This window comes from Serratia sp. Ser99 (assembly GCF_024519545.1).
In the GTDB taxonomy this organism is placed as follows: domain Bacteria; phylum Pseudomonadota; class Gammaproteobacteria; order Enterobacterales; family Enterobacteriaceae; genus Serratia; species Serratia liquefaciens.
The window spans coordinates 34,881-60,621 of sequence record NZ_JALJRT010000008.1 but is presented as its reverse complement, the minus strand read 5'-3'; the positions used below and the strand labels follow the sequence as shown (position 1 = coordinate 60,621).

Sequence of the window (25,741 nt, the reverse complement as noted above, 5' to 3'; positions counted from 1 at the left end):
AAGTCAATTAAGCCTGCGGCCAGCATAACATTTGCCGCCGCGCCGCAGGGTAAAGAAGTTCAAAGATCAGCCCTTTAGCGCCTGATGATCCATTACGGTATGGGCATTGCAGAAGGCCACGAAGTTGTCGATGCTCAGTGGTCTGCTGTAATAATATCCCTGCATGAAATTCACGTCCTGTTCCTGCAGAAAGCTCACCTGTTCTGCGGTTTCTACGCCTTCCGCTACGGTTTGCATTTTCAGCTTTTTCGCCAGCGAAATCACCGCATCCAGGACCGGGGCGGTGACCGTGTCCTGGCCGATGGAGTTAACGAAACCACGATCTATTTTCAGATAATCCATGCTAAAGCGTTCCAGATAGATCAGCGCGCTGTGGCCGGTACCGAAATCATCAATGGCGATCTCGATGCCCTGCTGGTGCAGCCAGTCGAACTCTGCCAGCGCATTGCTTTCTTCCACCATGCCGCGCTCGGTAATCTCAAAGACCAACGTAAAGTAATCGCCCGGCAGTTGCGCCAGCAATTCATACACGTCGTGATGGAAGGAGGGGGCGCTAAGATGGGAAGGGGAGATGTTCAGACCGAGCTTGGCCCCCTGCGGTAGCGCCGTCGCCAGCTTGGGTGCATCTTCGGCAATCAGGCGGAACAGATGGCGCGTTAGCGGCACAATCAGCCCTTCGCTTTCGGCATAGGGAATAAACAGATCCGGCGGGATGCGGCCTTCAATCGGATGCTGCCAGCGGATCAAGGCCTCCAGCCCGCCGATGGTGCCGCTTTGGGTATGGAACACCGGCTGATATTCGATAAAGAATTCGTTGCGCTTGATACCGCGCATCAGGGCGCGTTCCGGGCTCTGGCGCAGCAACAGCATGTAATAGCAGAGCACGCCGATCATTAATGACAGTACCAGGCTGCCCATCAGGGTGAGGCGAATATCGTTGGGCGTCAGCTTTTGGTTATAAAACAGAATGGTCATCGGCGTGCCGGCGATAGAGATGCGATCGGCTTTCTCGTTCGGTAACTGGTTCACCGGCATCAAATTCGGACTAAAGCTGGTCAGCGCACGATCGCCCAGGATAATAGCGATCGCCGGTGCCCGCTCCGGGCGAGAGGTAAACAACTGATAGGGCATAAGCGCGATATCCAGCGTCGCCAGCACACCGGTGTCTTCTTTTCCTGGTTGACGTAACCAGACGGCTACTGCCGGTTTCCCCGGTACCAGCGGCGTTCCCTGCTGCAATTTGAGATCCAACGACTGATGCGGGTCAATCTCCGGATAGATGTTTTTCAGCGCCAGCATCATTTCGCCGGTGGCCGAAGAGCAATAGGCAAAGCCATTTTTTACCAGCATAAAAGTGCGTACGCCGGAATGGAAAGCAGCCTGGTAAGTAATATCCGGTTGGCTGGCAGAACAGGGGCGGTCAATCAGCGGCATTAACTGCTGCATGATGGTTGTCAGATCATTAAGCGTATCGGCTGTGAATTTTTGCGTGCGTTGCTCGACCCGATGTTGATATTGCGTGCGCTGGTGGTCAATCAGAGAGAGTGTAATCGCCATGAACAGGATAAAAAAGACCAGGGCTACGATGGCGCTTTTAGCCAAACTGCGTCGTCTGTGAGAGACGTGGCGTGCAAATGCCCTTTTCAAGCCCATAAACCTGCCCCCTGAGCACGGCGTATCAATTTGTTTTTGTTATAGAGTGACTGCGTAATATATCCCAACGGCGCTGTTGCAGTCATTATTCATCGATTATTTAACGGTTGTTAATCGTTTAAATCAGGCATGACTACCATTATCCCATTTGACGATAATAGGTGAGTTTTTCATCGGTGCGTAGTTTCCTACAAATAATATCGCGAAATACTGGGATAGGGGCAAAGCGCTGCGAACGGATAATAAGATCTCACTCCGGAGCAGACAGCGCTGCAAAAAAAAACGCTGCCCGAAGGCAGCGTTCTATCGCTCGTTTGGTATTCAGGACAATCAGGTCATGCGCCGTCAGCTGCTGGTAAGCACCCGGCGGGCTTCGCGATAACGTTTATTCCAGTAGTTATCGCTCAGTTTCGAAATCATCACGCCGTTGCTGGTAGAGGCATGAACGAATTGATCGTTACCTAAATAGATGCCGACGTGGCGCCCGGTTGAGCCGGCGCGGAACAGCACCAGATCGCCAGGACGCAGTTTGGTGCGCAAGATTTTCTTGCCCATGTCTTCCTGTTCGTAGGTCGAACGCGGTAAGTCCATGCCAAACTGTTCGCGGAAAGTACGCTGTACAAACGCTGAGCAATCGATGCCGCGCTTGGTTTCACCGCCTAAACGGTAGCGAACGCCTTTCCAGTCTGCATACTGATCCATAATCTTTGACTTGACGTCAACGTTACGGACCATTGCTTCGAATTCATCCTGAGAGGCTTGCAGTAAAAGACCGTCTTTGTCATTAACTGCACGCATCTCAGTTTGTGCGTTATTCAAGTTCGAAGTGTGAGTAGTGCTGCACGCGGAGAGCATTACCGCTGCGGCAATTGCAGGTACTACCCGCAAAAAATATCTCAGAAACGGTTGAGATTTGACCATTGTTATTGTTTTCCCTTGAAGTCCTTAACGACGTCAGTCGCTACCTGAAAAATGCCAAACGGAACGAGACTAATCTGCAGCTGTTTTAACGACAATCAGTTACCTCTGAAAACGTGCTGGAACGCACATTTTTAGTGGATTTGAAGCTGAGTCAGGTTAAACCAGGCACAAACGCATCCGAGATTACCGTAACGAATTGGGGATTGCGAGCCTTTTTCCACCCTTTTTTATATGAATTTGTGATGTAACATAATGTAAATCTTCATATAAAAAACGCTGATTGTCCGTTGTGTTGGTTTTGCGTGAAATCAGGTGGCGAAAGCGTTAACGCGCTGATGGGGAAATAAACGAAATGCGGTGGGGAAATAATCAGGAGGCCGGCGGGCCTCCTGGGGATCATAACTATTGGTTATGACTATGCTGGACGGTGTTTACCGAGTAGCAGGCGATTCAGACCCCGGATCAGCACATCGCTAAACGGCGTCATCAGACACCAACTGGCGCCAACCAGCACCACCGACAGCGAGCCGACGGCAATATCGGTAAACCAGTGGGCACCAATCATCACGCGCGGTAATGAAAATACCACCGTAATCAGCAGCGCGACGGCGAATGCGCGACGGTTGAAGTAACGCAACATAAAGCAGGAAAATATCATCAGCATCATGCCGTGATCGCCGGGGAAGCTGTCGCCTGAAGCGTCTTTAGTCGGAATGCCGGTCAGTTCGCTGACGCGGTTGATGTTCTCAAAACTCAGCGACGGGCTAGGGTGTTTGACCGGCAGTAAATGCCCAAGTTGGTTCAGCACCACGGCGGTCAGCAGCATAACAACGCCGGTAATCAACAAGCGGCGACGGCCGGCGCCATCCTGCTGCAGGTAAAAGCACAGGTACAACAACCCCATGGCCAGCAGCGAAATGACGTCAAAGGCGCGGTTATTGGTGATAGCCACCAGATGTAAAAAACCGGGATCGGTAGCCAGATGACGATTAAAGAAGAAGAAAATTTCCGAATCCAGAGTAAACCAATAACCGTGATTCGCCGGCAGGAACCAGGACAAGAACAGCACAATGCCCAATATATTGAAGAAAATGATGAGGGGTAAGTTGCGGCGAATCATGGCATAACCTGTAGTCTGTCTAAAGAGTAAAAGGGCATTAACGGTAAAGATCTCAACTTAAACGAATACTAAACAGCTTGGATTGCAACGCGTTCCAGTCCGCATTCTCGCTGTGAATCAGTTCAATTCGGCTGTCCAGCGGTGTAACAGGGCGCGTTTCGATATTGAGATCTTGCCCCTGACGGTTGATTAAAAGTGTACCTTCAGCAATACGTACCACACCTTTGGCGCGTTCGACCGGCGCCAGACGTATCCACTCCATAATGCCAACGGTGTCGAACACCGTGTCGGCGTCAAAAATCCAACCACAGCTGTTAAAACCCTGGCCCTGGTTGAGCGCTCGACGCCAGCGGGAAGTTTCCGGCAGTCGCAATGCGGCCAGGCCCTGCGTTTTGGCATGACTATGATGATGTTGTGCATCGGGTAATTCTGTACGATTAGTGCGAGGCTGGTCGAGCCACGCGACATCGGCCTGACCGCGTTCAATATGATAAAGCGGACGCTGGTGGCCATCCTGTTCCATCCATTGCTGCAGGGCCATCAGATCTTGCGGCTGATAGGTGTCGCTTTTGCTGGCCAGAATAATGTCGGCGGCCGCCAGTTGATCGCGGAAGTTTTCGTTGTCGCGGTAGCGCGGTTCGCTGAGTTGGCGTGCATCCAACAGGCACAGCGTGGCCTGCAGATCGATCCAACCGGCGTAACTGTCTTGCGTCAGCAATGACAGGATCTGTTTCGGATGACCGAGCCCGGTGGGTTCGATCAGCAAGCGATCAGGCTTGTTTTGTTGCAGCAACATGTTCAGCCCGACCTGCATCGGCAGCCCGTTCACGCAACACATGCAGCCACCGGGGATCTCCTTCAACACTGCGCCGCTGTCAGCCAGCAGCGCGCCGTCGATGCCAATTTCACCGAACTCATTCACCAGCACCGCCCAGCGTTCATGTTCCGGCTTGTTAGCCAGCAAATGGCGGATGGTGGTGGTTTTGCCGCTGCCGAGAAAACCGGTGATCAGGTTAGTTTTAGTCATTAATTATTCCTGATGTTAATGAATTTAAGGGCAATAGTTTGGCCATTCTACTTCACCAGGCAGGATGGCGCTGCTCTCCCTGCGTTAAGTCACAAATCCGACAGATTGCGATACGTCATTTTAAAGCAACAAAATGGCGGTCATTATTAGGAAAAATCCTAGCAAAAACCGGATATTACCTAAGGGAAATAGTTGTTAGTAGCTTGTTTTAACTTTGTTAATTGCCCGATTACCCGCCAAATAAATGCCCTTACCTTGCGATTATTCCTAAGAAGATCCTCTATGTTTAAATTGGCTTAACAAAAAATGAGGTTGCCATGAATGTCTTTCGGTTATTTTTGATCGCAGGAATGTTGTTTTCATGGACGGCAGTAAGTCATGCAGGAACCACTGGCGGAGTTATTCGTTTTGTCGGATCTATTGTGGAAAGCCCCTGTACGGTGAAAGTTACCGCTTCAACGGCCAATACGCAATGTTACCGAAATGGGCAGCACTATCAAGACCAACAGGCCCTGTCGAAATTTGATGCTACACGCAAAGAACTGCCGCTGAATTTAGGTTCGACCGAAATGAAGTGGGTGGATCAACAGAAAAAACTTGCAGTGATGACGGTAGTTTATCGTTAAGTCGTTCGGCGATGCCGGATGATATCCGGCATCGTCATTTTCCCCGCTTTATGCCTTGCTCAATGGCTAAGCCAGCTGAGTCGACACCCAGTTTTGCACCGTTTGACGCGCACCGCGATCGCGTAATGACAAGTAGGCGCGGGTGACCGCCGTGACAAATTCCTCGTTGGCCGCCAATTGCTCACCAAAAATAGCCGTTAGACCCAACAGGCCTTTTACCCGTTGTTCATCATCCGGCGTTGAAGCCACTGTCTGTTGCAGCGTAGCCAATAACGGATCGCGAATGTCTATTGGCTGCCCGGCATCATCCACGCCGCCGACATAGCGCATCCAGCCCGCCACCCCGAGAGCCAGACCGGCATAGCTGCCGCCATGCTGCAGATGCCAACGCACCGAGTCCAGCATACGCTGCGGTAATTTTTGCGTGCCGTCCATGGCAATTTGCCAGGTACGGTGTTGCAACGCCGGGTTGCTGTAGCGCTCAATCAGCTGTGCTGCATAGGCGGGCAAATCGATGCCGCTAACGTTCAGCGTCGGCGCCTGTTCGGCCAGCATCAGGTGGAGTGCGGCGCGGCGATAAGACTCATCGCCCATACAGTCGTTGATGTACTGATAGCCCCCAAGATACCCGAGATAGGCCAGGAAAGAGTGGCTGCCGTTCAGCATGCGCAGTTTCATCTGCTCAAAAGGCAGCACGTCATTGACCAACTGTGCACCGGCCCGTTCCCAGGCTGGGCGGCCGGCGACAAAGTTATCCTCAACGACCCACTGGATAAAGGGTTCGCAGGCGATGGCGCATTCATCACGAACGCCGCCGAGCGCCTCGGCCACTTCATCCAGCGTCTCTGGCGTAGCGGCTGGGACGATACGGTCTACCATGGTGCTGGGGAAGCTCACCTCGCGGGCAATCCAGTCGGCCAGCGCGCCGTCGCGCGCTTCGGCCAAACCGACGATCGCGTTACGCAGCACGTGGCCGTTTTCCGGGATGTTGTCGCAAGAGAGCAGGGTAAAGGCGGGCAGCCCACGTTCCAGACGCAGGCGCAGCGCTTCCACCAGGATCCCCGGCACGGTGGAAGGCTCGCCGGGATTCGCCAGATCGGCGCGGATCGCCTGATGTTGAAGGTCCAGTTTTCCACTGCCGGGTTCAATGCAATAGCCTTTTTCGGTAATGGTCATCGAGACAATCGCCACCTGTGGCTCTGCCAGCTTTTCCAATACGGCGCCAATCCCTTCCAGCTTGCGGTGTACGCTCTCATGCACCGCACCGATCACGATAGCCTGATTACTCGCCGCGCCTTTTTCCAGCACGCTGTAAAGATGGTCCTGCTGGCGCAGCGTCCGGAACAAATTATCACCGCCGAACAGGCTGATTTCGCAGATCCCCCAGTCGCCGCCCTGACGATTCAACACTCGATCGGTCAGTAGCGCCTGGTGGGCGCGGTGAAAGGCGCCAAATCCAATGTGCACCATGCGGCTCTGTAATGCGCTGCGATCGTAACCTGGCTGCTGGACGGCATCCGGAAGCGGCGTGTTGGCGATAGTCTTCATGCAAAGCTCCAAGGCTGAGTAGATGTGTTGGCGGTTAACTTTAAAAGTTATCAGACCAGTTTTTTTGTGCAGAATACGGCACTCCTTCTGCCGGGGTTGCACGAATTTCCTGCCGCCAGTGTAAGGCTGTAAGCGCACTAATTACATGTGCGCGTGCAAAATAAGCCAGATCCGTGAAGTGGATCAACCAATCGCGGTTTCACTTTTGACAGCAATTGGCGAAAGAGTAAGGTGAAAGATAACCGATATCTATTTTATTTTGGTATAACAAGATGGCTGGAGCAGGGCGATCTTTATCACTTCCGCGATACTGGGCAATTTTTACAAGGATAAATAATGGAACAAACATGGCGTTGGTATGGGCCGAACGATCCGGTCTCTCTTGATGATGTGCGCCAGGCCGGCGCCACTGGCGTCGTCACCGCCTTGCACCATATCCCGAATGGCGAGGTGTGGCCGGTCGAAGAGATCAAGGCCCGTCAGGCCCTATTGGCGGAGAAAGGCTTGGTGTGGTCGGTAGTGGAAAGTATCCCGGTGCATGAGGAGATCAAAACCCACAGCGGCCATTACCGGCAGCATATCGCTAACTATCAGCAATCGCTGCGTAACCTCGCGGCCTGCGGCATCGACACCGTGTGCTACAACTTTATGCCGATCCTGGACTGGACGCGCACCGATCTGGAGTATTTACTGCCGGACGGGTCGAAAGCGTTGCGTTTCGATCAGACCGCCTTCGCGGCTTTTGATCTGTATATCCTGCAACGCGCTGGCGCAGAGCAGGATTACACGCCGCAAGAACAGGAGCAGGCTGCAACCTATTTTTCCGCGATGAACGAGGCGGAGGTTGCCAAGCTAACCGGCAATATTATCGCCGGATTACCGGGGGCCGAAGAGGGCTATACCCTCGATCAATTCCGCGCTCGCCTGGCGGAGTACGATGGGATCGACAAGGCGCAGCTGCGAGAGAATATGGCGGTGTTCCTGCGCGCCATTGTACCGGTGGCGGAGGAGGTTGGCGTGCGTTTGGCGGTGCATCCGGACGATCCGCCGCGGCCGATTTTGGGGTTGCCGCGCATCGTCTCTACCATTGAGGATATGCAGTGGTTCAAGCAAACGGTCGACAGCCGGTATAACGGCTTCACCATGTGCACCGGCTCTTACGGCGTACGGGCGGATAACGATCTGGTGCGGATGATCGAAACCTTCGGCGATCGCATCCACTTCACCCATTTACGTGCTACCTGTCGCGAAGAAAACCCGAAAAGTTTCCACGAGGGTGCGCATCTGCAAGGCGACGTGGACATGGTGGCGGTGATCGAGGCGATCCTCACTGAGGAGCAACGACGCCATCAGGCAGGCGATCGCCGGCCGATCCCGATGCGTCCCGACCATGGGCACCAGATGCTGGACGATCTGAAGAAAAAAACCAACCCGGGCTACTCGGCGATTGGTCGTTTGAAGGGGTTGGCGGAACTGCGCGGAGTGGAGCTGGCGCTTAAACGCCGCTTCTTCCCGGATTTGCCCTAAGCCATTAAAAAGGGGCCATACAGGCCCCAGAATATCGACTAGTCAGCGCGACTCATGTAGCGGCGCTCGGCAATATGAATGCGGATTTTGTCACCGGCACTGAGGTATTCCGGTACCTGAATGGTCAGGCCGGTCGCCATGGTGGCCGGCTTGTTGCGGGCACTGGCAGAGGCACCTTTGATGCCCGGTGCGGTGTCGACAATTTCCATATCCACGGTCTGCGGCAGTTCCAGCGCCAACACCTGGCCATCCAGGGTCAGTACCTGCATGCCCGGCAGACCGCCTTCAGGAATAAACAGCAGTTCATCTTCGATCTGGTCTTTCTTAAAGATATACGGGGTGTAATCCTCGTCATCCATAAATACGTATTCTTCGCCGTCGATATAAGAAAAGTTCACCTTGCGGCGTGACAGGCTAATGGTGTCCAGAATATCGTCGCCCTTGAAACGCTCTTCAACCTTCAGCCCGGTGCGGACGTCGGAGAAGCGCATTTTGTACAAGGTGCTGGCGCCGCGCGCGCTTGGGCTTTGCACATCAATGTCTTTCACCAGCAGCAGTTTGCCGTTGTAGTTGATCGCCATGCCGCGCTTAATTTCGTTAGCTTTTGCCATATAAAATAACCTGCAATGAAGAGTATTTGGGAAGTTGCGACAAGTTACTCGCGCCGCTGATTTCAGGCAAGCAGATCGAGCAAAAACAGTGACAGAAAAAGGGGACGGCGGGCGCCATCCCCTCAAATTGCTGACAACGTCCTTTGCAGTTAAAAGTTCTGATCTAGGGACTAAAAAAACAAAGGATGGTGTCTTCTGATTTACCTCAAACATCCGAAAACCACGTTTTTCGGGTGTTTGTCATCAGACTAAGGGGACGGCGGGCGCCATCCCCTACGGTATTACTGGAACACCGGTAACAGACCCAGCAGTGCCAACACGTGCGCGACGGCGTTGATCACCCCGAACAGAATGATGAACAGGATCATGCCGTAGCCACCGGGAGCGCGATATTGCGCTTCGGTAAAGCGGCGGCGGCTGGCACGCGCCATCATGGCCGGTACTATTACCGCCCAAACGGTGGCGGCCAGGCCGGCGAAGCCGATGGCGTAAAGGAAGCCGTTCGGGAACAGCAGGGCGGCAATGGTCGGCGGCGCGAAGGTCACCAGCGCGGTTTTGCTGCGTCCGACGGTGTCATCGCTGAATTTGAAGAAGTCTGCCAGGTAATCGAACAACCCCAGCGACACCCCGAGGAATGAGCTCGCCAGCGCCATATAAGAGAAGGCGTTTAGTAGCTGGCCGACGGTCTGGCTGCTGGAAACGTTGCCCATCTGCTTGAGCAGGCTGCCAATGTTGCCGCCTTCGGCAATCACCTGTTTGAAGGCATCGCGGGCGATGTTGCCCTGAATCACATACTGCCACAGGATATAGATCGCCAGCGCCAGCAGGGTGCCGTACACCAGGCTGCGCACGACCGCGCCGCTGTCTTTGTGGTAGTACTTCACCAGTCCCGGCACGTTGCCGTGGTAACCGAAGGAGGTCAGCAGATAAGGCAGCGCCGCCAGGGCGTAAGGCAGATAGCTGGCCTGGTCGTCACCGCGGTTGAACAGTACTGCCGGCTGCACATGCGTGAACATGTCGCCCACCGACATCACAAAGGTGATCACCATACCGCCGATCAGGATCGTGCTCAGGCGATCAACGGCGCGGGTGGAGAGCCATACGATAAACGCCACCACCACGGCAAATACCAACCCGGCGGTGGACTGCCCGACGCCGACGATACCTTCCAGCGTGTGGGCGATAATCGAGCCACCGGCGGAGATATAGGCATAAGTGAGGATGTACAGGACAAAGGCGATGGAAATACCGTTAATGGCGTTCCAGCCTTTACCCAGCAGATCTTTGACGATGGTGTGGAAGCTGGCGCCGCTTGGGTAGTGCAGGGCGGCTTCCAGGATCATCAGGCCGGAAATCAGCATGCAGGCCCAGGTATAAACCAGCAGCGCGACGGAGCCGCTGAACCACACGCCAGAAGTGACGATGGGAATGGAGAACATGCCGGCGCCGACGGCGGTGCCTGCAATGATCATCGCGCCGCCAAGCACTGAAGGGCGGGAAAGCTTCTGGATGGTGTCCGCGGACATTTTTGCTCCTGATTGGCCTCGTCGGCCGTGGATTCTTTTGTACTAGCTCAATGGTACATGTGCGGTTGACGCATGTAAAGCCGCTAATGCGCTTGTTTCATGCATTAATTGGCGGCGGAAGGGGAGCTTATGGCAATTTGCGGGCGGGTGAGAAAACGGGGCGATTCACGATTTAAAACGCGAGATGTAAAGATTCGCGCGCCAACACGGATTATGCTGGCGGCCGATGAGCGCGACTGATATTGTCGCGCTTCAATTCCGCCAGCCCACCGGGAGACTCGCTGATGGACTGTCGTACCGACTGTGGCGCCTGTTGTATTGCGCCTTCAATATCCAGCCCGATCCCCGGCATGCCTAACGGCAAGCCCGCCAACACCCGCTGCATTCATCTGAGCGAGCAGCTGCGTTGTGGCCTGTTTCATTCACCGCTGCGGCCCAAGGTCTGCGGCAGCCTGCAGGCCAGCCGCGAAATGTGCCATGACCACCGCGACCAGGCATTGGTCTATCTGATCAAGCTGGAAGCGGATACTGCACCTTAAGCGTCTTTCAGTTTCCACAGGCACAGCACCGCGCCGACCACCATCGCCAACGCGGAATAAAACACCGCATGATAGTTCCAGACTTCCGCCACCACGCCGGCAATTGAACCGGCAAAAATCCAGCCCACGCGCGTAGTGTTGGTAAACAAAGTGGTTGCCGCCCCGGCCTGACCGGGCATCAAATCTTGAAAATAGAGCATACCAATGCCTGCCAGCACGCCAATAAACGCCGCGTTGAGCAATTGCAGGGCAATCAGTTGCCAGGTACCGGTGATAAACAGTAACCCGAAGTAAAACAGCAGGCCCGCCGCCACCGCGCAACGCATCAGGAAACGTTTACCGAAGCGTTTCGCCACCATGCCGGCCAGCAACATGGTCGGTATCTCCAGCCCGGCCGCCGTCCCCATCAATATTCCGGCTAACCTTTCCGGCAGTTGCAGCTCATGCACCATATACAGCGGCATATTGATTAAATACATGCTGTTGGCGGTCCACATAAAGGTGCAGGTTAAAAACAGCAGCAGCGTATCGCGGCGATTTTTCCGCGGAGCTTCCAGCGTGGTACTGGAAGCCACCGGCGTTTTACGCATCGACGGCAGCATTTTCCACACCAGCACGCCACACAGGATAAACGCTGCGGCGGCGGCCAGATACATCACCTTAAAACCGAATCCCAATGCCAGCGCAAAGGCGATAGGCGGCCCAATAACCCAGGCGAGAGAAACCTGAGCCCGCAGAATAGAGCTGAACATTACCGCTTCGCGGCCGGTGCGGTCGGCGTGTTCGCGCGCCAGAGCGAACATCTGCGGGTTGGCGGTGGAGCCGAAGCTGGTCAGCATTACGCCGACTGCCAGCAACAGATAATAATTACGGTTCCAGGCGAACAGTACGCAGCCCAGTGCCCCTAACATGCAGCAGAGGAAGATCAGCGTTTTGCGATCCCCTTTTTGATCTGAGCGGCGAGCCAGAAACTGGCTGACCAGGATGCCGATCACCGCGCTGCCGGTGAAAAATAACCCAACCATGGAAGGGCGCACCTTCACCTCGGTTGCCAGGAACAGGCTCAGCGTCGGGGTTTGTAACGCACCGGCAATCCCGGTGAGGAACGCTACCACTAAAAAGGCCAGCGAAGTCAGATCGGGCGAGCGTCGCGTTACCGCAGTTGAAGTAGGCATAGAGGTCAGCAAATAGCCGTAAATGAGGGAGTCGCGCGCATAATACGCCTGTTTAAAAAGAACAAAAACCGGTTTCATTCTGCTTAATGGTAAAAAGTTCTTTCCTGCATAAGGCTAAAAAAAGGGCGATGTCACCATCGCCCTGGGTATGACAAACTTCGACGTTAGGCGCCAGCCGGCACGTCGTGCGCGGTGTTTTTCAGCACCTCGCCCTGATACTTCTCGATCTGCAACTGTGCCATTTGCCCGCAGTTACCCTGAGCCAGGCTGGAGGAGCCGACGTCGAAGGTCAGGCAGTTGACGTTGCCGTTCTTGCACAGCGAACCCGGCTGTGACGGATCGGCCGGATCGAACCAGGCACCTTCGCTGATGCGCACCACGCTAGGGCGCACGTCTTCGCTCACCACCGCACCCACCAGGATCTGGCCGCGATCGTTAAAGGCCCGCACCAGATCGCCATTGGCAATGCCGCGTGACTGGGCGTCCTGCGGGTGGATCACAATCGCTTCCCGATCGGCTACCGCGTATTTCTTGCGCAGTGGCGTGTTGTCGAGCTGCGAATGCAGGCGGTTGATCGGGTGCGCGGTGTTCAGCGACAGCGGGTATTTCACCGCTTCCGGGCCGCGATACCATTCATGCGGCGGCATCCAGGTCGGAATACCTGGGCAATCCTGATACTTCATTTTGGCAATGGCGTCGGAGTAGATCTCGATTTTACCGGATGGCGTCCCCAGTGGATTGAGCAGCGGGTTTTCACGATAGTCGGCGAAACGCACCCATTGGGTATTGGCCTCCGGCACCGGGAAGCGCACGTAGTTGTTGGACTCCCAGAACATGTCGAACGGTGGCAGGGCTACCCGGGCAGCACGTGCCTGAGTTTTCATGTCATCGTACATGCCTTTCAGCCATTGGGTTTCATCTTTGCCTTCGGTAAAGGCGTCCTGCACCCCCAGCTTAGCCGCCATGGCCGCGAAAATATCGAAATCGCTGCGTGATTCATGCTGCGGCGCGACACACTGGTGCATCGGGAACACATAAAGCTGTGAGTAATCGCCGCCCATTTCGAGATCGTTGCGTTCGTAGCTGGTGGTGGCCGGCAGAACGATATCGGCATGCTTGGCGGTGGCGGTCCAATAAGGCTCGTTCACCACGATGGTGTCCGGCCGCTGCCAGGCCTTGACCAGATTGTTGGTGTCCTGATGCTGGTGGAAGGTGTTGCCGCCCGCCACATAGACCATTTTCACCTCGGGGTAGGTGACCTGTGCGCCGTTGAAATTAATTGTCTTGCCCGGGTTGGTCAGGCATTCGGCGATGCGCGCCACCGGGATCGGTGCCGGTGAGTTCTTCGGTGCGTTACCGGCAGAGATACCGGAAATGATGCCGCCTTTCGCCGTCGGGCTGCCGCCGGAGGAGTAGTGATAGCTGAAGCCGAAGCCGCCGCCCGGCAGGCCAATCTGGCCGAGCATCGCCGCCACGGTAACCAACAGCCAATGCTGCTGTTCGCCATGATGCTGGCGTTGGATCCCCCAGCCGCCCATGATCATGGTGCGATTTTTCGCCATGTCGCGTGCTAACTGACGCAGCACGTCAGCATCGACGCCGCACACATCGGCCGCCCATTCGGCAGTTTTCGGCGTACCGTCGGTTTCACCCAACAGATAAGCCTGGAACTTGTCGAAACCGGCGGTGTAGGTTTTCAGGAAGTCCGGGTTATGCAGCTTCTCGGTCAGTAGCGTGTGGGCGATGCCGATCAGCATGGCGCCGTCGGTATAAGGACGCGGAGCGATCCACTGCGCATCGACGAATTTGGCGCTGTCGTTGTGTACCGGATCAATGCTGATCACTCGGGTACCTTTCTTCTTCAGCGCCTCAAAGCCCGTCTGGCCGTAGTGGTCCGGGACGTTCCAGCTGTTTTTCAGCGTGATCATCGGGTTACAGCCCCACAGCACCACCAGTTGGCTGTTTTCAATCACGTTCGGCCAGGCGGTCTGCTGTTCGTAAACCTCCATGGAGCCCACCACGTGCGACATGATCACCTGCGCGGCACCGGTGGAGTAGTCGCCCGCGTAACCAAGGAAGCCGCCGGTCAGGTTCATCAGGCGTTGCAGCAGCGTGCGGCTGTTATGCAGCATCCCGACGCTTTTCCAGCCATAAGAACCGGCATAAATGGACTGCGGGCCATGGTCTTTCTGCAAGCGGGTGATCTCACCACAGACCAAATCAATCGCCTTGTCCCAACTAACGCGTACCCACTCGTCACGACCACGCAGTTCGGTACGGCTGCCAGGGCCGCCTTCCAGCCAACTTTTGCGCACCATCGGGTATTTGATACGGTTTTCGGCGTGCACCTGATAGGGCGCCATGGTGATCAGTTCGTTCGGATAAGGATCGTCTTTGACCGGCTGCACGCCGACCATTTTACCGTCCTGGACGATGGCTTCGAAGGCGCCCCAGTGCGCGCCGGTCAAAATGCCTTTTTGTGCCTGACGCAACACGACGAATTGCGGCAGCGCCTGGCTGATGGCCTGGGCCAACGCTGACTTGGGCCACAGGCCCGCCAGTAGCGGTGCTGCGGCCAGCGCGGTCGCGCCAGTCAGGAAGCGGCGGCGGCTCATTTTTAACGCTTGTTGTTGATATTTGCTCATTTCGCTTCTCCCTTAAAGCTTGGCTGGTGCGGCTGGCTGCATGTCACTGGCGTGTTTCTGCACGTACTGTGTCAGAACGCGCAGCTGTTCCTGCGTCAGCGAAGTGCGTGGAGCCATACCTTTAATTACGCCGATCCACTGGTTGGCGTTGAAGCGATCGAGGGCCGTGAGGCCGTGACAACCGGTGCAGTTGGCCGACATCATATCTGCCGTGTAGCGCCAGATTTTTTGCTGATCGTCGATCAGTTGTTTGCGCGGCAGCCAAACTTGCAGAGAAACCTGATGCCATACCAGACCGGTTTCGGCATCGGTCATGGTGGTGCCGGTTTTCAGCAGTTTGCGAGCGTCTTCACCCAGCAGCACGCTGAGGATGCGTTTGCCCTGCGCGGCGTAGAACACTTCAGCGACACCGTCTTGCTGCCAGCCGGTGACGTTGGCCAGCACTTTGTCGCCTTCCTGTTTCACCACCTGCACTTCGGTGGATGGCATCAGGTTGCCGGCATTGTGGCTGTCGTCCGGTTTGAGGAAGAAGGGTTCTGTGGCAATGGTGTACAACGTGGTGGCGGTTGGCGAGGTTTCAGCGGCGGCTTTCGCCAACTCGGCGGCTCCGGCCTGGGCTGCACCGCTCATGTCCGGCAGGATATGTGCGACGCCTTTATGGCAGTCGATACAGGTTTCACCCTGCTTGATGGCCACCGGATGCTGGATACGCGCTTCAGGCCGTTGGGCGGTGATGTCCATTGCGTCAAAGCTGTGGCAAGAGCGGCAGGTGGCGGAGTCGTTTTCTTTGAGCGTTTTCCAGACCGACTGCGCCATGGCCAGCTTGTGCGCCTCGTATTTCTCAGGCGTATCGATGGTGCCCACCATCTCGCCATAAATGTCTTTTACCGCGCGGATTTTGGTCCACAGGTAGTCGAGTGGCTCATGGGGAACGTGACAGTCGGCACATTCAGCGCGAATGCCCTTGGTATTTTGGAAGTGAACGCTGCCCTGATATTCGGCCAGCGGTTGTTGCATGGTGTGGCAGGAGACGCAGAAGGCGGTGTCGCTGGTTTTATGGAATACGGTGGCGGTACCCGCCAATAATGCTGCCCCGAGGATAATTCCGAGCAGCAAAATCCACAGCCATCCCCAGCGATGCTTTTTTATCAAGCCAGTGAGTTTATTGGTCATATTGAATCCGCTTATAATTATGAAATACCAAGGAAAACCTTGCCAAAAAAAAGTGCCGGACGAGCGCCGACATACCTGAGGAAGTATAGGTACTATTGGTAAAGTCATCTAATACTATAGGGGTATTTTTAGAAGAAAAATGGTCGTTCGGGGGATTTTTCAGCGTTATATTCTATATTATATAACGCATTTTTCATGTGGATTTATCAGACTATGAGCGAGATCACGGAAAGGAGAGCTAAACCGTGATTGAAAACAGCTATTTTGCCGGTAGGTAAGTTTGGCCCGTCTGCCACAGATGAATGGCATTACGGCTGGCTTCAAAATGCGGTTCAGGTAATGCATCCGGCAGGCACCAGCGCCATTCAGCACATTTTTCCGGTTCTTTCAGCTCGGCTTCCCCGCCAGGATGGGGCGTCAGCAAACAGATGGAAACCGTATGCTTTCCCTCGGCGCGCCAGGTTTGCAGATTATTGCTGATGCCGACAAAGCTCGGTGGGGCGATGATCAGCCCGGTCTCTTCGGCGATCTCGCGCTGTGCGCACTGTTCAAAGGTTTCGCCGGCATCCAGATGCCCGCCGGGGATGGACCAGAAGGGGGCGTGCTTGCCGCAGCGTTTGCCCAGCAAAATTTCCCCTTGTTCATTGACAATGATTACGCCTACGCCCGCCACTACAGTCATGTTTCCCTCCGTCAGCAAAATTTCAGCACAGTATGTCATTTTAGCGCTGCGACGGGTAACCCTAAGGGAAAAGTGTGCGTAAGGTCAAAAATCTATCACGTCAAAATTGAGAAAACTTGCTTTCGCTCATGGGGCCTTACACACTCCTTGAAACGTTTCAGCGTTATGGGCGCGATAATGTCGTACCGGTAACGCTCCTTTTTCCCAACGAAGCTGAAACGATTCAATTCAGCAGGAGAGGAGAATCATGTTCCAGTTGTCACAGCAAGATATTCACCTGGGTGCTACCGCGAGTAACAAACAGGAAGCCATCCGTCAGGTGGCTGCCGCACTGACCAAGGCCGGCTGCGTCAGCGCGCCTTACGTGGACGGCATGTTGCAGCGTGAGCTGCAAACTTCCACTTATCTTGGGAACGGTATCGCCATCCCGCATGGCACTACCGATACCCGCGATCTGGTGCTGAACACCGGCGTGCAGGTGTTTCAGTTCCCTCAGGGTATCGAGTGGGGCGAAGGCCAAACTGCTTACGTAGTGATCGGCATTGCCGCACGTTCCGATGAACACCTGGCGCTGTTGCGTCAGTTGACCCACGTTCTGAGCGACGACAGCGTAGCCGAACAGCTGGCGAAAACCACCTCGGCAGAAGAGTTACGCAGCTTGTTGATGGGCGAAAAACTGACGGCGGAATTCAAGTTCGACGCTTCCTTGATTGCGCTAGACGTGGCCGCCGACAGCCTGATGACGCTGCAGGCGCTGAATGCGGGCCGCCTGCAGAAAATTGGTGCGGTTAACGCTCAATTCGTCAGCGACGTCATCACCCGCAAGCCGCTGAATCTGGGGCAGGGCATTTGGCTGAGCGACAGCACCGAAGGCAACTTGGCTAGCGCGGCTACGGTAAGCCGTCCGGCGCAGCCGTTTGACGAAGAGGGCGAGCAGGTTGCGCTCTTGCTGACGCTGTCGGTGGCTGACTCGCAGCCGTTAGCGGTGCTGAATTACCTCAGCGATCTGCTGTTGGCGAACAAAGCTGAACGCTTGCTGAACGCGGATGCCGTCACCCTGTTGGCATTGCTGACCAGTGAGGTGGAAGAAGAAAACACCACGCTGAGCGCTGAGTACGTGATCCGTAACGAACACGGCCTGCATGCCCGTCCGGGCACGGCGCTGGTCAATGTGATCAAGCAATTCAGCAGTGAAATTACCGTCACTAACCTGGATGGCAGTGGCAAACCGGCCAACGGACGTAGCCTGATGAAGGTGGTGGCGTTGGGCGTGAAAAAAGGACATCACCTGCGTTTTACCGCCAAAGGTGAAGATGCTGAAACGGCGCTGAAGGCGATCGGTGAAGCGATTAACGAAGGACTGGGCGAGGGCGCAGCATGAGCAGAAGAGTAGCAACAATTACCTTGAATCCGGCTTACGATCTGGTGGGCTTTTGCCCGGAGATCGAGCGCGGTGAAGTGAACCTGGTCAAAACCGCCGGCCTTCACGCCGCCGGCAAAGGCATCAACGTCGCCAAGGTGCTGAAGGATCTGGGTATTGATGTGACGGTGGGCGGCTTCCTGGGAAAAGACAACCAGGACGGTTTCCAACTGCTGTTCAGCGATCTGGGCATTGCCAACCGCTTCCAGGTGGTGCCGGGACGCACCCGTATTAACGTCAAACTGACCGAAAAAGACGGTGAAGTCACCGATTTCAATTTCTCCGGTTTTGAAGTCAGCGGGCAGGACTGGGAACGTTTCGTGACCGATTCCCTGAGCTGGCTGGGCCAGTTCGACATGGTCGCGGTCAGCGGCAGCCTGCCGGCGGGGGTCGATCCCGACGCTTTCACCGACTGGATGATCCGTTTGCGCGCCCAGTGCCCGTGCATCATTTTCGACAGCAGCCGTGAAGCCCTGGTTGCCGGCTTGAAAGCGGCGCCGTGGTTGGTGAAACCGAATCGCCGCGAGCTGGAAATTTGGGCCGGGCGTCCGTTGCCGCAGCTGGCTGACGTGGTCGAAGCGGCGCATGCGCTGCGCGATCAGGGCATTGCCCACGTGGTTATCTCCCTCGGTGCCGAAGGCGCGCTGTGGGTCAACGCGTCCGGCGCCTGGATTGCCAAGCCACCGGCCTGCGAAGTGGTCAGCACCGTGGGTGCCGGCGACTCGATGGTCGGCGGCCTGATTTACGGCCTGCTGATGCGTGAATCCAGTGAACACACTTTGCGTTTGGCCACCGCCGTGGCTGCGCTGGCGGTAAGCCAGAGCAACGTTGGCGTGACCGACCGTCCACAGTTGGCCGCGATGATGGCGCGTGTCGATCTGAAACCTTTTAATCAATAGCAGGAGGCAGAATGAAAACACTGCTGATGATAGACAATTCGCTGGGGCAGGCACGTAGTCACCTGGCGAAACGCATGCTTGGCGCTGCTGCGGTGAAAACCGGCCTGACGTTGGTTGAGTCAGCCGCCGACGCTGAACTGGTGGTGGTGGCAGGGCAAACTGTACCTGCTGACGCCGCGCTGAACGGCAAACGGGTTTATGTGGGGGACGTGGCGCATGCGGTGCGTGAGCCGGAAGCCTTCCTGGCGCAGGCGATGGCCGAAGCGAAAGCCTATCAGGCACCGGCCGCGGCAGCCGTCGAACCGGCTAAAGCCGCCGGTCAAAAACGTATCGTGGCGATCACCGCTTGCCCTACCGGCGTGGCCCATACCTTTATGGCGGCCGAAGCCATTGAAAGCGAAGCCAAAAAGCGTGGCTGGTGGGTGAAAGTTGAAACCCGCGGCTCCGTCGGCGCCGGCAATGCCATTACGCCAGAAGAAGTGGCGGCGGCCGACCTGGTGATCGTGGCGGCGGACATTGAAGTGGATCTGGATAAGTTTGCCGGCAAGCCGATGTACCGTACCTCTACCGGCCTGGCGCTGAAAAAAACGGCGCAGGAACTGGACAAGGCGCAGGCCGAGGCCGCGATTTTCCAACCGCAAAAAAGCGGTGCACCGGCCACCGCCGGTAAGAAGAAAGAGAGCGCCGGCCCGTATCGTCACCTGTTGACCGGCGTGTCTTACATGCTGCCGATGGTGGTGGCGGGTGGTTTGTGTATCGCACTGTCGTTCGTGTTCGGTATCAAGGCATTCGAAGTCAAGGGCACGCTGGCAGCGGCGTTGATGCAGATCGGCGGCGGCTCAGCCTTTGCGCTGATGGTGCCGGTATTGGCCGGTTTTATTGCCTTCTCGATCGCTGACCGTCCGGGCCTGACGCCAGGGTTAATTGGCGGCATGCTGGCCGTCAGCACCGGCGCCGGTTTCCTCGGCGGTATCATTGCCGGTTTCCTGGCGGGCTATGTGGCCAAATTTATCAGCACCAAACTGCGTCTGCCGCAGAGTATGGAAGCGCTGAAGCCGATCCTGATCATTCCCTTGGTCGCCAGCCTGATTGTCGGCTTGATCATGATTTTCATCGTCGGTACGCCGGTAGCGAAAATTATGGAAGGCCTGACTCACTGGCTGCAATCACTGGGTACCGCCAATGCGGTACTGCTGGGGGCGATCCTCGGTGCCATGATGTGTACCGATATGGGTGGTCCGGTTAACAAGGCGGCCTACGCTTTTGGTGTGGCGCTGCTGAGCTCGTCGGTATATGCCCCTATGGCGGCCATTATGGCGGCCGGTATGGTGCCACCGCTGGCGATGGGGCTGGCAACATTACTGGCGCGTCGCAAGTTCGAGAAGTCCGAGCAGGAAGGCGGTAAAGCAGCGCTGGTGTTGGGCCTGTGCTTTATCTCCGAAGGTGCCATTCCGTTTGCCGCCCGTGATCCGATGCGCGTGTTGCCATGCTGCATCGCGGGTGGTGCATTGACCGGCGCACTGTCGATGGCATTCGGCGCCAAGCTGATGGCACCACACGGTGGGTTGTTCGTTCTGCTGATCCCTGGCGCTATCACACCGGTGCTGTTGTATCTGGTGGCGATCGTTGCCGGTACGCTGTTGGCGGGGGTGTCTTACGCACTGCTGAAACGCGCTGAAGTCCCTGCGGCTACGGTAGCTTAACGCTGGCGCAGGCAATAAAAAACCGGAGCTCAGGCTCCGGTTTTTTTATCTGGCAATTACTGCTGCGCCTTCAGCCAGGCGATCTCTTCCGCCCAGATATCCGGGTTTACGGTTTCCAGGATCAGCGGGATATTGTTGAAACGATCGTCACGCATGATATAGCTGAATACTGTTTTACCGATATTGCCTTCACCCAGGCTGTGGTGACGGTCGACGCGGCTGCCAAACTCGCTCTTGGCGTCATTCAGGTGCATGCCGCGCAGGTACTTGAACCCCACGATGTCGCCGAGCTCTTTAAACGTCTGCTCGCAGGCTTCTTCGGTACGCAAATCGTAACCGGCGGCAAAGGCGTGGCAGGTATCGATGCAAACGCCGACGCGGCTCTTGTCTTCCACGCCATCGATAATCGCCGCCAAATGTTCAAATTTGAAGCCCAGATTGCTGCCCTGACCGGCGGTGTTTTCGATAACCGCCGTCACACCCTCGGTCTTGTCCAGCACCATGTTGATGGATTCAGCGATGCGTGCCAGGCATTTGTCTTCCTCAATTTGCAACAGGTGGCTGCCGGGGTGGAAGTTCAGCAGGGTCAGCCCCAGCTGTTCGCAGCGCTGCATTTCATCAAGAAAGGCTTCGCGGGATTTTTCCAACGCCTCGGTCACCGGGTGGCCAAGGTTAATCAGATAGCTGTCGTGCGGCAGGATCTGCCCTGGGCCGTAGCCGTACTGCGCACAGGCGCTTTTAAACTTATCGATCACGTCGGCAGGCAGCGGGGCGGCCTTCCATTGACGCTGATTTTTAGTGAACAGGGCGAATGCGGTCGCCTCCAATTCGTGCGCGCGGATAACCGCCTGATCCACGCCGCCTGACGCGCTGACATGTGCACCGACAAACTTCATTTTCATTCTCCTGTGTAATCGGCGTCATTATGGCATTGATAGCGGAAGGATTGAATGGCAGGAAAAGCGCAGGCCCGCGGTTGCGGGCCTGAAGGGAAGCAAATCAGATAAAATACTGCACCAGAAGGTTAATGGCGCCGCCGCCCACAATCAGCCAAACGAACAGCAGCGTGGCGAGCAGGATTGGCTTAACCCCGGCCTGGCGCACCGCGCTGATGTGGGTGGTCAACCCCAGCGCCGCCATGGCCATCGCCAACATCCAGGTATCGGCGGTAATCAGGTGTTTTACCAGTGCCGCCGGGATCAGGTCGAATGAGTTCAACCCGGCAACGGCGATAAACAGCACCGCAAACCACGGAATGGTTATCGCGGATTTTTCCGCCTGGCTACCGGTGCTTCCTGCGCTACGGCTGCGGCTGATGTAGCCTGAGAGCAGCAGCAGGAAAGGGGCCAGCATCATGACGCGGATCATTTTGGCGATGACCGCGGCGTTTTCAGCATCCGGCCCGATAGCGTGCCCGGCAGCGACCACCTGCGCCACTTCATGAATGGTTGAACCGGTAAAGATGCCGAAACTTTCCTGATTAAACGGCAGCCACTGGAAATGCTCGTTCAACTGATACAGCCACGGATAAGCGAAGATCGCCAGCGTACCGAAGACCACCACGGTGCTTACCGCCACCGCCACCTTGTTGGAGTCGGCTTTCAACACCGGCTCGGTCGCCATCACGGCCGCCGCGCCGCAAATGCTGCTGCCGGCGCCGATCAGCATCGCGGTCTGGCTGTCGATACCGAACACTTTTTTACCCAGCCAGCAGGCGAGCAGGAAAGTGGTGCTCAGGGTCAATGCATCAATGATGATGCCGGTGGTTCCCACGTCAGCAATTTGCTGAAACGTCAGGCGAAAACCGTAAAGGATAATGCCCAGACGCAATAAACGCTGTTTGGCGAGCTGAACACCGCCGTGGCAGCTCGGCTGTAGCCAGGGATACAGCGTATTGCCGACTAAAATACCGAGCAAAATCGCCAGCGTCAGCGCGCCCAGTCCCAGCCCGGCTACCCAGGGAATATCACCTACCCAGACCGCCAGCGCAGTGATGGCACCGGTTAGCAGCAGCCCCGGCACCAGCCGAGGTAGACCGAATAGCGGAAATTGCCGCGTTGGAAAATCGTGTGTGGTATTGGTCGCCATAAGTCAGCCCTTGTCATCAAATCCTTGAGCCAAAGACTACGTGCTGGCGACATAAAAGAGAAATTGATTATATATTTATAACCTATCTGAATAAGTGGTTAGTCTGCGGCCTGAAGCATGAGTGACCCCCATGTCGATTTCTGCAAACGTGATAACCTTAGTGTTATTCACCCTGTGCGTTGCTGCTGGCCAGTGGCGCAGATTTAGCATTAGTTTCAGTGGCTTTACTGACAGGCCGCTTTTTTGTATATCGAGAAGTTTATGCATATCACCTTACGTCAATTGGAAGTTTTTACCGAAGTGCTGAAAAGCGGTTCGACCACGCAGGCCTCGGTCGTTCTGGCGTTATCGCAATCGGCAGTCAGTGCGGCGCTGGCCGACCTCGAAGGGCAGCTGGGCGTGCAGTTGTTCGATCGTGTCGGTAAACGTCTGGTCATCAATGAGCATGGGCGGCTGCTGTACCCGAAGGCGCTGGCGTTGCTGGAGCAGGCCGGAGAGATTGAGCAACTGTTCCGTCATGACGGCGGCGCGCTGCGCATCGCGGCCAGCAGCACCATCGGCAACTATATGTTGCCGGAGATGATAGCTCGTTATCGGCAAGATTTCCCCGCCACGCCGCTGGAGCTCAATGTGGGAAACAGTCAGGACGTGATTGTCGCGGTCGCAGATTTTCGGGTCGATTTAGGCCTGATCGAAGGCCCTTGCCATATGCCGGAGCTGGTCACTCAGCCGTGGCTGGAGGATGAACTGGTGGTGTTCGCTGCACCGGACAATCCGCTGGCGGGCCAGCCTTTAACCTTGGCGATGTTGGCGAATGCGCCGTGGATCCTGCGCGAACGGGGCTCGGGCACGCGTGAAGTGTTGGATCATCTGTTACTGGCGCATCTGCCGCACTTTCAGCTGGTGATGGAGCTGGGGAACTCGGAAGCGATCAAACATGCGGTTCGCCACGGCATTGGTATCAGTTGCCTGTCGCGGCGGGTGATAGGCGAACAGTTGGCCAGCGGTGCGCTGGTGGAACTGCAGCTGCCGTTGCCGCCCTTGATGCGAACGCTTTATCTGATCCATCACCGGCAAAAGCACATCTCCAATGCCCTGCAGCGTTTTCTCAGCTACTGCACGCTTGCGTCCTGAAAATGCCTCCGTAAGCAGAAACGAAGCATAAAAATCTGCACCCTGTCACATTAATGACAGTAAGTAAGGCCTAGAGGGCCGTTGCTAATAATTAGCCCTGAATTATGAAGCTATCTTATATCAGTGCAATGTTACTAGTTCGCCGGCGGGTATTTGTTACAATCCGCCCTTATTTTTTTTGACCAGCAGATAGGGTAAGAATGGCTCAGCAGGATATAAAAACATCGGGGCAACCAGCACCCGGATTGCGGCGCGAGCTGAAAGCGCGGCACTTAACCATGATTGCTATTGGTGGTTCTATCGGCACCGGTCTGTTTGTCGCCTCTGGGGCGACCGTTTCGCAGGCAGGCCCAGGCGGGGCATTGCTGTCTTATGCGTTGATCGGGTTGATGGTGTACTTCTTGATGACCAGCCTGGGTGAACTGGCGGCCTTTATGCCGGTATCCGGTTCTTTCTCCACCTACGGCGCCAAATATGTGGAAGAAGGCTTTGGCTTCGCGCTGGGTTGGAACTACTGGTACAACTGGGCGGTGACCATCGCCGTTGACCTGGTTGCGTCGCAGTTGGTCATGACCTATTGGTTCCCGGATACTCCGGGTTGGATCTGGAGCGCGCTGTTCCTGTGCCTGATGTTCCTGTTGAACTACATTTCGGTTAAAGGTTTCGGCGAAGCAGAATACTGGTTCTCACTGATCAAAGTGACCACTGTCATCATCTTTATCGCCATTGGCGTGCTGATGATTTTCGGCATCCTCAAAGGGGGCGAGCACGCGGGGTGGCAGAACTGGACCATCGGCGACGCGCCGTTTGCCGGAGGGTTCTCGGCGATGATAGGCGTGGCGATGATTGTCGGCTTCTCATTCCAGGGTACCGAGCTTATCGGCATCGCGGCCGGCGAATCTGAAAATCCGGGCAAAAATATCCCGCGCGCGGTGCGTCAGGTGTTCTGGCGTATCCTGCTGTTCTATATCTTCGCGATCCTGATTATCAGCCTGATTATTCCTTATACCGATCCGAGCCTGCTGCGCAATGATGTGAAAGACATCAGCGTCAGCCCGTTCACCCTGGTGTTCCAGCATGCCGGTTTGCTGTCGGCGGCGGCGGTGATGAACGCGGTGATCCTGACAGCGGTATTGTCTGCCGGTAACTCCGGGATGTACGCCTCAACCCGTATGCTGTTTACTCTGGCGTCGGAAGGCAAAGCGCCGCGTATCTTCGCCAAACTGTCGAAGGGCGGGGTGCCACGTAATGCATTGTATGCGACGACCGTGGTTGCGGGCCTGTGCTTCCTGAGTTCGATGTTCGGCAACCAGTCGGTTTACCTGTGGCTGCTGAACACCTCGGGTATGACCGGCTTTATTGCCTGGTTGGGGATTGCTATCAGCCATTACCGCTTCCGTCGTGGCTATATGATCCAGGGGCATGACCTGAACGACTTACCTTACCGTTCCGGCTTCTTCCCGCTGGGCCCGATCTTTGCCTTTGTCCTGTGCCTGATCATCACGTTGGGTCAGAACTATCAGGCATTCCTGCAAGATCGAATCGACTGGTACGGCGTGACCGCGACCTACATCGGCATTCCGCTGTTCCTGATCATTTGGTTCGGTTACAAGCTGACGCGCGGCACCCGTGTCGTGAAGTACAGCGAAATGGAATTCCCGAAAATGGACGTGAATTAACGTCTTGTATGAAACGCGGCGGGAGCCCGCCGCGTTATCCTTATC

At 55.9% G+C, this 25,741-nt stretch carries 21 protein-coding genes; 8 read left to right on the top strand and 13 right to left on the bottom strand.

Annotated features, from left to right (window positions below; translation table 11 throughout):
- Positions 1-66 precede the first annotated feature (66 nt).
- From NR114_RS16520 to NR114_RS16505, 4 genes are all read right to left on the bottom strand, one after another.
- Positions 67-1,653 (bottom strand): cyclic di-GMP phosphodiesterase, encoded by a 1,587-nt coding sequence (locus NR114_RS16520; RefSeq protein ID WP_256813471.1) that lies wholly within the window; start codon positions 1,651-1,653, stop codon positions 67-69.
- Between the two features lie 345 nt (positions 1,654-1,998).
- The gene (gene mepS / locus NR114_RS16515; protein ID WP_041414762.1) at positions 1,999-2,574 is read right to left on the bottom strand and encodes a bifunctional murein DD-endopeptidase/murein LD-carboxypeptidase; all 576 of its coding nucleotides are present in this window, start codon (positions 2,572-2,574) and stop codon (positions 1,999-2,001) included.
- Between the two features lie 415 nt (positions 2,575-2,989).
- On the bottom strand, positions 2,990-3,694 hold the full coding sequence (locus NR114_RS16510) for a phosphatase PAP2 family protein (RefSeq protein WP_256813472.1): 705 nt from the start codon (positions 3,692-3,694) through the stop codon (positions 2,990-2,992).
- A 52-nt stretch (positions 3,695-3,746) separates the two neighbouring features.
- Complete coding sequence (locus NR114_RS16505; RefSeq protein ID WP_020827773.1) at positions 3,747-4,721, bottom strand: GTP-binding protein; 975 nt, start codon at positions 4,719-4,721, stop codon at positions 3,747-3,749.
- A 317-nt stretch (positions 4,722-5,038) separates the two neighbouring features.
- Between NR114_RS16505 and NR114_RS16500 the strand changes: the two genes are divergently transcribed.
- Positions 5,039-5,347 (top strand): type 1 fimbrial protein, encoded by a 309-nt coding sequence (locus NR114_RS16500; RefSeq protein WP_041414761.1) that lies wholly within the window; start codon positions 5,039-5,041, stop codon positions 5,345-5,347.
- Between the two features lie 66 nt (positions 5,348-5,413).
- On the opposite strand, the gene NR114_RS16495 is transcribed toward NR114_RS16500, so the two are convergent.
- Complete coding sequence (locus tag NR114_RS16495) at positions 5,414-6,895, bottom strand: mannitol dehydrogenase family protein (RefSeq protein ID WP_234528946.1); 1,482 nt, start codon at positions 6,893-6,895, stop codon at positions 5,414-5,416.
- 336 nt (positions 6,896-7,231) lie between these two features.
- On the opposite strand from NR114_RS16495, the gene uxuA reads away from it, so the two are divergent.
- Entirely contained in the window at positions 7,232-8,422 is a 1,191-nt protein-coding gene (uxuA, locus tag NR114_RS16490; protein ID WP_128864586.1) for a mannonate dehydratase, read from the top strand.
- Between the two features lie 38 nt (positions 8,423-8,460).
- Here the strand turns inward: uxuA and yeiP are convergent, their stop codons facing one another.
- Complete coding sequence (gene yeiP, locus NR114_RS16485; RefSeq protein WP_020827769.1) at positions 8,461-9,033, bottom strand: elongation factor P-like protein YeiP; 573 nt, start codon at positions 9,031-9,033, stop codon at positions 8,461-8,463.
- 281 nt (positions 9,034-9,314) lie between these two features.
- Positions 9,315-10,559, bottom strand: coding sequence for a tryptophan permease (gene mtr, locus NR114_RS16480; RefSeq protein WP_020827768.1), 1,245 nt, complete (start codon positions 10,557-10,559; stop codon positions 9,315-9,317).
- Positions 10,560-10,843: 284 nt separating this feature from the next.
- Here mtr and NR114_RS16475 point away from each other — a divergent pair, with 284 nt between their 5' ends.
- A complete protein-coding gene (locus NR114_RS16475) occupies positions 10,844-11,098 on the top strand; it encodes a YkgJ family cysteine cluster protein (RefSeq protein WP_044552526.1) in 255 nt (84 codons plus the stop codon).
- Here the strand turns inward: NR114_RS16475 and NR114_RS16470 are convergent.
- The 4 genes from NR114_RS16470 to NR114_RS16455 form a co-directional block, all read right to left on the bottom strand.
- Positions 11,095-12,273: a sugar efflux transporter gene (locus tag NR114_RS16470; RefSeq protein ID WP_046375007.1), complete on the bottom strand. Its 1,179-nt coding sequence runs from the start codon at positions 12,271-12,273 to the stop codon at positions 11,095-11,097. The two genes, NR114_RS16475 and NR114_RS16470, sit on opposite strands and share 4 nt — an antisense overlap.
- Positions 12,274-12,437: 164 nt before the next feature.
- Positions 12,438-14,918: a trimethylamine-N-oxide reductase TorA gene (gene torA / locus NR114_RS16465; RefSeq protein ID WP_256813474.1), complete on the bottom strand. Its 2,481-nt coding sequence runs from the start codon at positions 14,916-14,918 to the stop codon at positions 12,438-12,440.
- Between the two features lie 12 nt (positions 14,919-14,930).
- Positions 14,931-16,091, bottom strand: coding sequence for a NapC/NirT family cytochrome c (locus tag NR114_RS16460; protein WP_020827764.1), 1,161 nt, complete (start codon positions 16,089-16,091; stop codon positions 14,931-14,933).
- A gap of 259 nt (positions 16,092-16,350) precedes the next feature.
- Entirely contained in the window at positions 16,351-16,773 is a 423-nt protein-coding gene (locus NR114_RS16455) for an NUDIX hydrolase (protein ID WP_020827763.1), read from the bottom strand.
- Positions 16,774-17,020: 247 nt separating this feature from the next.
- Between NR114_RS16455 and fruB the strand changes: the two genes are divergently transcribed.
- From fruB to fruA, 3 genes are read left to right on the top strand one after another with little or no spacing between them, the layout of a single operon-like run.
- Positions 17,021-18,154: a fused PTS fructose transporter subunit IIA/HPr protein gene (gene fruB, locus NR114_RS16450; RefSeq protein WP_149572650.1), complete on the top strand. Its 1,134-nt coding sequence runs from the start codon at positions 17,021-17,023 to the stop codon at positions 18,152-18,154.
- Positions 18,151-19,092, top strand: a complete 942-nt coding sequence (gene fruK, locus NR114_RS16445; RefSeq protein ID WP_012145945.1) for a 1-phosphofructokinase — start codon at positions 18,151-18,153, stop codon at positions 19,090-19,092. The genes fruB and fruK overlap by 4 nt, the downstream gene beginning before the upstream one ends.
- 11 nt (positions 19,093-19,103) lie before the next feature.
- Positions 19,104-20,795, top strand: coding sequence for a PTS fructose transporter subunit IIBC (fruA, locus tag NR114_RS16440; RefSeq protein ID WP_256813476.1), 1,692 nt, complete (start codon positions 19,104-19,106; stop codon positions 20,793-20,795).
- A gap of 56 nt (positions 20,796-20,851) precedes the next feature.
- Here the strand turns inward: fruA and nfo are convergent, their stop codons facing one another.
- Together nfo and NR114_RS16430 are read right to left on the bottom strand one after the other, a co-directional pair.
- Entirely contained in the window at positions 20,852-21,691 is an 840-nt protein-coding gene (nfo, locus tag NR114_RS16435; protein WP_234528948.1) for a deoxyribonuclease IV, read from the bottom strand.
- A 103-nt stretch (positions 21,692-21,794) separates the two neighbouring features.
- Positions 21,795-22,883 (bottom strand): YeiH family protein, encoded by a 1,089-nt coding sequence (locus NR114_RS16430; RefSeq protein ID WP_020827758.1) that lies wholly within the window; start codon positions 22,881-22,883, stop codon positions 21,795-21,797.
- Positions 22,884-23,144: 261 nt separating this feature from the next.
- On the opposite strand from NR114_RS16430, the gene yieE reads away from it, so the two are divergent.
- Positions 23,145-24,017 carry a DNA-binding transcriptional regulator YeiE gene (gene yieE / locus NR114_RS16425; protein ID WP_041415520.1) on the top strand — a complete coding sequence of 291 codons (873 nt, stop codon included), beginning with the start codon at positions 23,145-23,147 and terminating at the stop codon, positions 24,015-24,017.
- 200 nt (positions 24,018-24,217) lie between these two features.
- Positions 24,218-25,696 carry an amino acid permease gene (locus NR114_RS16420; RefSeq protein ID WP_041414759.1) on the top strand — a complete coding sequence of 493 codons (1,479 nt, stop codon included), beginning with the start codon at positions 24,218-24,220 and terminating at the stop codon, positions 25,694-25,696.
- Positions 25,697-25,741 lie beyond the last annotated feature (45 nt).

What these genes read in the sequence shown, in the direction of transcription:
- NR114_RS16520 (WP_256813471.1), bottom strand. Translation starts at nt 1,653, where the DNA reads ATGGGCTTGAAAAGGGCATTTGCACGCCACGTCTCTCACAGACGACGC.
- mepS (WP_041414762.1), bottom strand. Translation starts at nt 2,574, where the DNA reads ATGGTCAAATCTCAACCGTTTCTGAGATATTTTTTGCGGGTAGTACCT.
- NR114_RS16510 (WP_256813472.1), bottom strand. Translation starts at nt 3,694, where the DNA reads ATGATTCGCCGCAACTTACCCCTCATCATTTTCTTCAATATATTGGGC.
- NR114_RS16505 (WP_020827773.1), bottom strand. Translation starts at nt 4,721, where the DNA reads ATGACTAAAACTAACCTGATCACCGGTTTTCTCGGCAGCGGCAAAACC.
- NR114_RS16500 (WP_041414761.1), top strand. Translation starts at nt 5,039, where the DNA reads ATGAATGTCTTTCGGTTATTTTTGATCGCAGGAATGTTGTTTTCATGG.
- NR114_RS16495 (WP_234528946.1), bottom strand. Translation starts at nt 6,895, where the DNA reads ATGAAGACTATCGCCAACACGCCGCTTCCGGATGCCGTCCAGCAGCCA.
- uxuA (WP_128864586.1), top strand. Translation starts at nt 7,232, where the DNA reads ATGGAACAAACATGGCGTTGGTATGGGCCGAACGATCCGGTCTCTCTT.
- yeiP (WP_020827769.1), bottom strand. Translation starts at nt 9,033, where the DNA reads ATGGCAAAAGCTAACGAAATTAAGCGCGGCATGGCGATCAACTACAAC.
- mtr (WP_020827768.1), bottom strand. Translation starts at nt 10,559, where the DNA reads ATGTCCGCGGACACCATCCAGAAGCTTTCCCGCCCTTCAGTGCTTGGC.
- NR114_RS16475 (WP_044552526.1), top strand. Translation starts at nt 10,844, where the DNA reads ATGGACTGTCGTACCGACTGTGGCGCCTGTTGTATTGCGCCTTCAATA.
- NR114_RS16470 (WP_046375007.1), bottom strand. Translation starts at nt 12,273, where the DNA reads ATGCCTACTTCAACTGCGGTAACGCGACGCTCGCCCGATCTGACTTCG.
- torA (WP_256813474.1), bottom strand. Translation starts at nt 14,918, where the DNA reads ATGAGCAAATATCAACAACAAGCGTTAAAAATGAGCCGCCGCCGCTTC.
- NR114_RS16460 (WP_020827764.1), bottom strand. Translation starts at nt 16,091, where the DNA reads ATGACCAATAAACTCACTGGCTTGATAAAAAAGCATCGCTGGGGATGG.
- NR114_RS16455 (WP_020827763.1), bottom strand. Translation starts at nt 16,773, where the DNA reads ATGACTGTAGTGGCGGGCGTAGGCGTAATCATTGTCAATGAACAAGGG.
- fruB (WP_149572650.1), top strand. Translation starts at nt 17,021, where the DNA reads ATGTTCCAGTTGTCACAGCAAGATATTCACCTGGGTGCTACCGCGAGT.
- fruK (WP_012145945.1), top strand. Translation starts at nt 18,151, where the DNA reads ATGAGCAGAAGAGTAGCAACAATTACCTTGAATCCGGCTTACGATCTG.
- fruA (WP_256813476.1), top strand. Translation starts at nt 19,104, where the DNA reads ATGAAAACACTGCTGATGATAGACAATTCGCTGGGGCAGGCACGTAGT.
- nfo (WP_234528948.1), bottom strand. Translation starts at nt 21,691, where the DNA reads ATGAAGTTTGTCGGTGCACATGTCAGCGCGTCAGGCGGCGTGGATCAG.
- NR114_RS16430 (WP_020827758.1), bottom strand. Translation starts at nt 22,883, where the DNA reads ATGGCGACCAATACCACACACGATTTTCCAACGCGGCAATTTCCGCTA.
- yieE (WP_041415520.1), top strand. Translation starts at nt 23,145, where the DNA reads ATGCATATCACCTTACGTCAATTGGAAGTTTTTACCGAAGTGCTGAAA.
- NR114_RS16420 (WP_041414759.1), top strand. Translation starts at nt 24,218, where the DNA reads ATGGCTCAGCAGGATATAAAAACATCGGGGCAACCAGCACCCGGATTG.